The following is a 9,155-nucleotide window of genomic DNA, read 5'->3' as shown; positions in this document are numbered from 1 at the left end:
ATAGAATAATAATATGTTAACAAATAAATAATTATTATTTATTTAGACTTATAGGAGTTGATAAAACACATAAAAATGATATACAATTATTAGTATATAATAAAAAAAAGTAGGTAAAAATATAATGACATTAGGACTTAAGGATATAATTAATGAAGTATTTAAAAATAAATATGAAAGAACCACTTCAAATGAAGAATTAAAACCTCTTTTTTATAGATTTATAGGTGTTAAAGATCAAAATGAATATGATGATGTATTGAAAACGTTACAAAGTAAGTGTCTACAATATAAGGATGTTAGCATAATTTTTGATAATGAACTTCCTTTTAAACCTGAAATGGATCTTATAAATTATATTTATTATGAGCTTGGTAATATGAATATTACATCTATGAAGACTCAAGATATAGTAGTTTTTAAAAATGAAAATATTAATAACAAATTTTTAGAAGCTTTAGATTATGTTATAAATATTGCAAGACAAAAAGAAAATTTCTTTAGTGAAAATGTTCTTAAAAATTTTATTACAAAGCTAATTGTTTGGGCATATACTTATGGAAAAGATATTAATTTTGAGTCAGATTATAATCCAAAATGTATTTATTATGGCAATATAGAAAGGCATGCTGTGTATTTCTTAATAATATTATATTTAATTGGTTTTGATGTATTATATATTAATCCATTAAAAGAAGAATATTTTGAGGATATTGAGCAATCTAAATTAAGTATAAAGGTTCAAAATATGGCAATAGTTAGTCTTGACTCTTTTAAAGAACATGCCAAAAGAGGTAAGGAAATTGAAAATATTGAAACTGTAGCAAAAAAATTAGAAAAAGAAGTTACATCACAGTTTTTTGAAGGCACAGGTATGTATGCACCTTGGCAATTTAGAGATGGATATACAAAAGCTGTACTTTTAGATGGTATACTTGAAGATATTTTAATATATTGGAATGAGCCTGCTAAATTAAGAGATGGTTTTAGGGTAGATAAAAATGTGGTAACGGTTCCTTGCCTTTTTAAGAAAATAAGTGGTGTTTATAATGATTTATTTGAATACCAAAAGCTTATAAAAAAATGTATTGAAACAGAAAATACTCTTGTTTTTAATAACAATAATATTTCTACAGAAATTAAATTTAGTGAAGATATGTATGAACTTATGTTTTGTCAGTTAAGTGATGGAACATTTGATATTGCACAAGTTAAAAAATCAAAATTTTATAAATTCCAAAAGTTTAGTGATGAAGTACAAAATTTACTTTTAAATAAATTTAATGAAACAATAAAATCTAAAGATGTTTTTGCTAATGCTTTTGACAAAAAAGCTTGTCTTGAATTATTATGCCTTGTATTATCTTTAAATGAAGATATAGTAAAGCTTATAGATAATTTTGATTTTACTTCTAATATTCCTAAGATTGTTATTTTCTTAGATGAAGAAAATACATTGTCAGAGCAAATGATTAAACTTCTTGCTTATCTTCATTTAATTGGTTTAGATATTGTAGTATTTAATCCATCAGGTTCTTTAAATTTTAATCTGATTTTAATGAAAGAGGTGTATACTGAGGATAGGTTAGAATCAATGAAGTATGACATTTCATTTAAAAAGGTTATGTCTTTAAAAAAAGGTTTCTTTTCAAAATTATTTAATATGTAAAAATAATTTGTTTTTTAATATAAAGGTATTATGTGTAATTAGGAATTAAAATTCTTAATAAAAATGGAGGATAATATGGATAATCAAAATAACAATTATAATAATATGAATGAAAATAATTATAATGGTATAAATCAATATAATAGTGGAATGAATAATAATATGGGATATGCAGAAGCAAATCCAACTGTTAACATAATGAAGGATACTATGCCTCAAATGGATCAAAACTCAATAATGAATTCAAATAATAATGATATGCAAATGATGAATGATATTGATGAATATAAAATGAAACTTAGAAATGAAAAGGAAGTTCAAAACTTAACAAGCGAAGTAGATATTAATAATACAAATTCTATAATAAATTTCGGACAAAAGGCTAGTGAAAATATTTCAAGAATATCTGATGAACTATTAAATAATATGAAACAAGTTAAATCAGAAGAAGCAAGTGAAATGCTTATGGCTTTAACTAAGATAATGGATAAGTTTGACATTGATGAGTTGAAAAATGTAAAAGAGGAAAGTGGTTTGTCTAAACTATTTAAAAGAGCAGGTAATGCAGTAGCAAAGCTTTTCCAAAAATATGATACACTTGGTTATGAAGTAGATAAAGTTTATGTATTATTAAAAAAATATGAATCAGATATAAGGGAAGCAAATGCAAAATTAAAAAAATTATATGATGGTAACATACAATTCTATAAAATATTAGAAAAGTATATAGTGGCTGGGGAACTTGCTGTAGAAGAAATAGATGGTTATTTAGAAAGTTTCCCAAATAGAACAGATATAGATGAAAATGAAAAGCAAATGATGCTTCAAAAGCTTCAAATGAGCAAAGAAATGATGCAACAAAGAATTTATGATCTTAGAATAGCTGAAAATGTAGCAATTCAAGCTGCTCCAATGCTTCAAACTATTCAAATGTCAAATTTTAACCTAATGAGAAAGATAAATTCTTCATTTATAGTTACTTTGCCAATATTTAAGCAATGTTTAGCTCAAGCAATAATACTTAAGAGACAAGAAATTCAAGCTAAATCTATAAAGCAACTTGATGATAAAACTAATGAACTTATTATGAGAAATGCAAATAGTACAGCAAGACAATCTGTTGAAATAGCAAAAATGGCATCAGGCAGTTCTATTGCTCTTGAAACACTTGAAAGATCTTATGATACTATAATGAAAGGTATTGAAGATACAAAGCAAATTCAAATTGCTAATGCACAACAAAGAGTAGAAAATACAAAGAGATTAGAAACACTTAAATATGAAATGAAGAAAAATGCTTTTGGAGTTTAAAAATTAAGGAAATTTTAAGAAAGTAAAATATTTACTAATTAAACTCATTATGATAAGATATTGATAATTTATATATATTTAATTTTTTATATTATGTGGGAGGAATGAAAAATGGCAATTAATTTAGGAGGATTTTCTGGGGGAAGTAATTTTCAACCTAATAATGGTAACCAGAATATGAATAATAATCAAAATATGATGGGATCAAATTCAGGTATGATGGGGTCAAATCCAGGTATGATGGGGTCAAATAAAAATATGATTAATAATGGCGGAGTAATTAATAATAATGCAAGTCCTCTTAATCTTAGAAAAAATGATATTTTAGATTTAACTAAAAAAGTTCCAGGACTTAAAAAGGTAGTTTTAGGAGCTGGATGGGATGTAGCACAAAATGGTCAGGACTTTGATTTAGATATAGCAGCATTAATGGTAGGTGCAAATAATAAAGTACAACGTATACCAGATGATGTAATATTTTTCAACAATATGAGAGCAGATGGAATTTATCTTGAAGGAGATAATAGAACAGGTGCAGGTGAAGGTGATGATGAAAGAATTGATATTGATTTATCACAAATTAGACCTGATATACAAAAAATAGTATTTTGTGTAACAATATATGATGCACAGGCTAAAAGACAAACTTTTGGTATGGTTGATAATTCATATGTTAGACTTCTTGACGCAGAAAATAACGAAAGAGAAATATGCAGATTTAATTTAAAACAAGATAGTTCAACAGTAACAGCAGTTATTTTTGCTGAATTATTTAAGGAAGGCATGGATTGGAGATTTAAAGCAATAGGAGAAGGAAAAATAGCAGATTTAAATGGAATATTAAGTTTATACATGTAAATTTTATGGAGGTGGAGTACTATGGCAGGAGTTTTAAATTTAAAAAAGAATGACATTTTAGATTTAACAAAAAGAGATCCTTCATTAAACAAATTAAGATTATGTGCAGGATGGGATGTAGCATCAAAGGGTATATTTGGAATATTTAAACAAGATTTTGATCTTGATTTATCAGCAATACTTTTAGATAAAAATAATAAGATATTAAAGAAAAATGGGATAGTTTATTATGGCAATTTAAAAGGAACAGGATTATTTTTACATGGAGATAATTTAACTGGCGAAGGTGATGGAGATGATGAGATGATATCAATCTCATTAAATAATATTCCAAATGATTGTGAAAGAATAATTTTTGCTGTTACCATTTATGATGGAATAGAAAGGAATCAAAGTTTTGGTAAGGTTAAAAATGCATATGTAAGACTTCTTAATGAAGATAAAAATGATGAAGAAATATGCAGATATAATCTTACAGAAGCTGGTGGAGATAATACAGCAATAGTATTTGCAGAACTTAATAAGATTAATGGCCAATGGTCTTTTAAGGCTGTTGGAGATTTATTTAGAGGTAGCTTACAAACTTTAGCTAATAGATTTCGCTAAAGTTTAAAATATATAAGATATAAGTAGGAGTGAAGGGAAATGGGAATAAACATTGGAAAATTTAACGAAAATAGTGGAAATGGAGCTATGCCAAATCAAGGAGGTGCACCTTTAAGTTTAAATCTTAAGAAAAATGATATTCTTGATTTAACAAAGAGAAATCCAGGACTTAAACATGTAATACTTGGAGCAGGATGGGATATTGCAACTTCAGGAGATAGTTTTGATTTAGACATTGCAGCATTTTTATTAGATGCAAATGGAAAGTTTAATACAGTAGACAATGTAATATATTTTAATAATATGCAAGGTCAAGGTATTTTCTTAAATGGAGATAATAGAACTGGTGCAGGTGAAGGTGATGATGAGAGAATAGATATAAATCTAGATCAAATTAATCCAGCTATACAAAAAATAGTTTTTGTAGTATCTATTTTTGAAGCACAAACTAAGAGACAAACATTTGGTATGGTAGATAATTCATACATAAGATTACTTGATGCAGAACAAAATGAAAAAGAAATATGTAGATTTAATTTAAAAGAAGATGGTTCTGCTGCAACATCTGTAATTTTTGCTGAACTTTATAGACAAGGACAAGAATGGCAATTTAGAGCTGTTGGAGAAGGCAAAATAGCAGATTTAAATGGAATTTTAGCCTTATATCAATAATTAAAAATAATGTATAGTAAATAGAAGTCTTACTTAGGACTTCTATTTATGTACTTATTAATAAAATTTACAAACAATTATAGCTCATATTTAGGAGGAAAAAATGAAAGGTTTAAACAAACAAGAAGTAGAAGAAAGCAAAAGAAAGTATGGTCAGAATATTATAGAAGAAGCTGAACCTGAAACATTCTTTGATAAGCTTAAAGATGCATTAGATGATCCTATGCTTAAGCTTTTAATTGCAATTGCAGTAATAATGATAATTCTTACACTTATTACTGGTGGTAGTATACTAGAATCTGTTGGAATTATAGTAGCTGTAGCAATAGTTTCAGTAATTTCTGCAAAAACAGAAATGTCATCAGACCAAGAATATAGAAAGCTAAAGCAGGAAACTAAAAAAGACGTCTGTAAAGTTTATCGTGATGGTCAAATTGAAGAAATAATAATTGATGATATAGTTGTTGGAGATTATGTATTACTTCAATCAGGAGATAAAATACCAGCTGATGGTATTTTAATAGAAGGAAATATTGGAGTAGATAACTCTTCATTAAATGGTGAATCTGAAGAATGTAAAAAATCACCTAAAGAAGATTACTCAATGGATGATGCTGAAAAAGAAGTTGCTTTAACAGGTGATACATTTGTTGATAAAAGTTCTTTATTTAGAGGAGCAGTTACTTTAAGTGGAAAAGGTGTAATGCTTGTTCAAAAAGTTGGTATGAAAACTGTAATGGGTTCTATGGCAAAAGATATGCAAGACGATAATGTTGATAGTCCCCTTAAAGTTAAACTTACTGACTTAGCTGATAAAATATCTAAATTTGGATATATTGGTGCAATAGTTATTTTTATAGCATTAATGATTCATGGTGTTATTGTTCAAGGAGGTATAAGTGATTACCTTGGCATGGGAGCTATTAAAATAGTATCAGATGTACTTGAAAAGGTAATGGTTTCTGTAACAATTGTAGTTATGGCTGTTCCAGAAGGATTACCACTTATGATTGCAATAGTACTTATGCAAAATACTTCAAAAATGCTTCAAAAAAATGTATTAGTTAGAAAGCCTATAGGTATTGAAACTGCAGGTTCATTAAATGTATTATTTAGTGATAAAACTGGTACAATTACAAAAGGTATGCTTGAAGTTGTAGAATTTTTTGATGGTGACATAAAAGATTCATATAAAGACAGTGAAAATATAAATGAACTTGTTAATCTTTGTATTGGTAAAAATACAGCAGCTATGTTTGATGGAGAAGGCAAGGTAATTGGTGGTAATGCAACAGATAAGGCACTTTTATCATTCTTAGGTAAAGAAAAGTCTGAAAAGTATTCTCAAACAGAAGTTTTGAAAGTTCAAGAATTTAATTCTTCTAACAAGTATTCAGCAGCAGAACTTAATGGAAAAACAGTCTATAAAGGAGCTCCAGAAAGATTACTTTCAAAGGCAACTAAGTATATAAATGCTGAAGGTAAAGTAGTAGATATAGATAAAGACAAAATAAATGCTAAGATAGATGCTTTAGCAGAAAAAGCAATGAGAGTTTTAGGATTTGCATATAGTGAAAGTTCTCTTTCTGAAAATGAATTACCAAATGATTTAATAATTGTAGGATTTGTTGGAATAAGAGATGATGTTAGAGAAGAAGCAAAAAGAGCAATAAAAGAAGTTAGAGGTGCAGGAGTTCAAGTTGTTATGATTACTGGTGATAGAAAAGAAACAGCAGTAGCCATAGCCAAAGATTGCGGACTTATAGAAAGTGAAGAGGATATTGCACTTACATCAGATGAACTTAATAAAATGAGTGATGAAGAAGTAAAAAATATTCTTCCTAAGCTAAGAGTTATTGCAAGAGCACTTCCTACCGATAAATCAAGAATGGTAAGATTAACTCAAGAACTTAATCTTGTTTGTGGTATGACAGGTGATGGTGTTAATGATGCACCAGCATTAAAGAGAGCAGATGTTGGTTTTGCTATGGGATCTGGTACTGATGTGGCAAAAGAAGTTGGGGACATAGTTATTTTAGATGATAACTTTAAATCAATTGAAAATGCAATACTTTATGGTAGAACAATTTACAATAACATATTAAAATTTATAAAATTCCAATTAACTATTAATGTTGCTGCTGTTGTAATATGTGCTGTTACTCCATTTTTAGGAATTGACCAACCACTTGGTATAATTCAAATGCTTTGGATTAACCTTGTAATGGATGGACTTGGAGCTTTAGCCCTTGGTGCAGAACCTGCACTTTCTAAATATATGCAAGAAAAACCAAAGTCTAGAACACAAAGTATTATTTCAAAGAAAATGATGACACAAATTAGTTTAGCAGCTGCTTGGATTATAGCTGTAAGTTTAGTATTTTTATTTGCTCCATTTATGAAGGATTTATTTACTGTAAATGGAGAGTATGATAAATTGCTTCACTTTACAGGATATTTCTCATTATTTGTATTTTCAGCAGTATTTAATGGATTTAATGTAAGAAATGATAGTTTTAATGTTCTAAAAAATGTAAAAGAAAATCTAGGATTTCTTAAGGTAATGGGAATTATTGCAGTAGTCCAAGTGTTAGTTTCAACTTTTGGTGGAGAATTATTTGAATGTGAAGCTATTGGAATAAAGCAATGGGGTATAGTTTTATTACTTGCATTTACAATAATTCCATTTGATATGATAAGAAAAGCAATTACAAATAAGTTAGTTCAAGAATAATTTAAATAATAGACAAGAGGGAGTTTTCTCTCTTGTTTTATAAAATAAATGTAAATGTTTAAATGGAGGGATGTTTATATGGCATTAACTGATAAGGTAAAAGAAATAAGTGAAGAAATTAAAAAAACTGTTGAAGAAAGTGGAATAAAGGATACTGCAATAAGTGCTGGAATGATAATAACAGATACAGCTAAAAAAGGGAAAGAAACAATTGAAAATAAAATAGAAGAAAATAGACAAAAGCTTCAGGAACAAAGGCAATTTTTAAGTGATGTTCAAAATGAAACATATACTAGAATAGCAGAAAACAGTGTTTTATATGGAAAGTCAATGTTTTTAAATGTTTCGTCTAGTAAGCTACTATCATATTGCAATGACTTTAATAAAAATATATATAATTTTTATAAATCAGAAATTAAGAAACCATTGTATTTTTCGCAATCAATACCAGCAAGAACAATTGAAAAAATCAAAAATATATATGAGTTTAAAGATGATACAGAAGAAATATTAATGTGTTATTATGGAGGTAGTAAAGACAATTATGTTCTTACAACTAATTGTTTTTATTTTAACATAAAGCATTATAATGAAACTTTAATTTATACATTATCAATTGATTTAGATAAAATAAGTGAAATAGAAATAGATGATGTTACAAATGATTTAAAAATAAATGATGTACCTCTATTTAAAGTTGATGAAGATAAAAAGTACATATTAAATAAATTTTTTAGTAAACTAAAAGCACAAGATTTATCTTTTAGTGATGATGAAATATCAAAGGAAATTGAAAAATTAATAGATATTGATGAATTAGAAAAAATAAAAGAATCTATGAGTTTAAGTGAAAAGTTCATATATTTTGCAAGGTCATATAATAAAAATAGTGAAAGTATAATTTGCACAAGTAATAAATTAATTATAAAATCTTTAAAAGTAGATGGAATTACAGTTGTAAATAGTATATTATATAAGAATATAGATTATATAGATATAGAAGATTTAAATGATGCCATATCTATACTTAATATATTTAAGCAAGGTTCATTAGAAATTATATATAAAGGATCCAAAATAAAAATAAATAATATAGCATTAGAAGATGCTAAAAAGATAGTTGAAATAGTTAATGGATTAAGAAAAAATAATGATGATTGTATTAATCTTAACAAAGAATCTAGCGAAGATATATTTGTTAAAATAGAAAAGCTTTCTAAATTAAAAGATATGGGAGCTATAAATGAAGATGAATTTAATGAAAAGAAAAAAGAATTACTTGCAAGAATTTAAATAAAAGGAATT

At 26.9% G+C, this 9,155-nt stretch carries 7 protein-coding genes; all 7 read left to right on the top strand.

What is annotated here, in order from left to right; translation table 11 throughout:
• Positions 1-124 precede the first annotated feature (124 nt).
• The 7 genes from ACTNAO_RS07020 to ACTNAO_RS06990 all read left to right on the top strand — a co-directional run bounded on the left by ACTNAO_RS07020 (position 125) and on the right by ACTNAO_RS06990 (position 9,143).
• The gene (locus ACTNAO_RS07020) at positions 125-1,669 is read left to right on the top strand and encodes a YceG family protein (protein WP_441026399.1); all 1,545 of its coding nucleotides are present in this window, start codon (positions 125-127) and stop codon (positions 1,667-1,669) included.
• A 75-nt stretch (positions 1,670-1,744) separates the two neighbouring features.
• Positions 1,745-2,980 (top strand): toxic anion resistance protein, encoded by a 1,236-nt coding sequence (locus tag ACTNAO_RS07015; RefSeq protein ID WP_441026397.1) that lies wholly within the window; start codon positions 1,745-1,747, stop codon positions 2,978-2,980.
• Positions 2,981-3,091: 111 nt separating this feature from the next.
• Positions 3,092-3,838, top strand: a complete 747-nt coding sequence (locus ACTNAO_RS07010) for a TerD family protein (protein ID WP_441026395.1) — start codon at positions 3,092-3,094, stop codon at positions 3,836-3,838.
• Between the two features lie 21 nt (positions 3,839-3,859).
• A complete protein-coding gene (locus ACTNAO_RS07005) occupies positions 3,860-4,444 on the top strand; it encodes a TerD family protein (RefSeq protein WP_441026393.1) in 585 nt (194 codons plus the stop codon).
• Positions 4,445-4,483: 39 nt separating this feature from the next.
• Complete coding sequence (locus ACTNAO_RS07000; RefSeq protein ID WP_441026391.1) at positions 4,484-5,116, top strand: TerD family protein; 633 nt, start codon at positions 4,484-4,486, stop codon at positions 5,114-5,116.
• Positions 5,117-5,219: 103 nt separating this feature from the next.
• The gene (locus tag ACTNAO_RS06995) at positions 5,220-7,850 is read left to right on the top strand and encodes a calcium-translocating P-type ATPase, PMCA-type (RefSeq protein ID WP_441026389.1); all 2,631 of its coding nucleotides are present in this window, start codon (positions 5,220-5,222) and stop codon (positions 7,848-7,850) included.
• Positions 7,851-7,928: 78 nt separating this feature from the next.
• Positions 7,929-9,143: an SHOCT domain-containing protein gene (locus ACTNAO_RS06990; RefSeq protein WP_441026387.1), complete on the top strand. Its 1,215-nt coding sequence runs from the start codon at positions 7,929-7,931 to the stop codon at positions 9,141-9,143.
• Positions 9,144-9,155 lie beyond the last annotated feature (12 nt).

Origin of the sequence: Clostridium sp. HCP1S3_C6 (genome assembly GCF_052066735.1) — a bacterium.
GTDB lineage: Bacteria > Bacillota > Clostridia > Clostridiales > Clostridiaceae > Clostridium.
The sequence above is the reverse complement of the archived record's forward strand: the minus strand, read 5'-3'. Positions and strand labels throughout refer to the sequence as shown.

What these genes read in the sequence shown, in the direction of transcription:
- ACTNAO_RS07015 (WP_441026397.1), top strand. Translation starts at nt 1,745, where the DNA reads ATGGATAATCAAAATAACAATTATAATAATATGAATGAAAATAATTAT.
- ACTNAO_RS07005 (WP_441026393.1), top strand. Translation starts at nt 3,860, where the DNA reads ATGGCAGGAGTTTTAAATTTAAAAAAGAATGACATTTTAGATTTAACA.
- ACTNAO_RS06990 (WP_441026387.1), top strand. Translation starts at nt 7,929, where the DNA reads ATGGCATTAACTGATAAGGTAAAAGAAATAAGTGAAGAAATTAAAAAA.
- ACTNAO_RS06995 (WP_441026389.1), top strand. Translation starts at nt 5,220, where the DNA reads ATGAAAGGTTTAAACAAACAAGAAGTAGAAGAAAGCAAAAGAAAGTAT.
- ACTNAO_RS07000 (WP_441026391.1), top strand. Translation starts at nt 4,484, where the DNA reads ATGGGAATAAACATTGGAAAATTTAACGAAAATAGTGGAAATGGAGCT.
- ACTNAO_RS07010 (WP_441026395.1), top strand. Translation starts at nt 3,092, where the DNA reads ATGGCAATTAATTTAGGAGGATTTTCTGGGGGAAGTAATTTTCAACCT.
- ACTNAO_RS07020 (WP_441026399.1), top strand. Translation starts at nt 125, where the DNA reads ATGACATTAGGACTTAAGGATATAATTAATGAAGTATTTAAAAATAAA.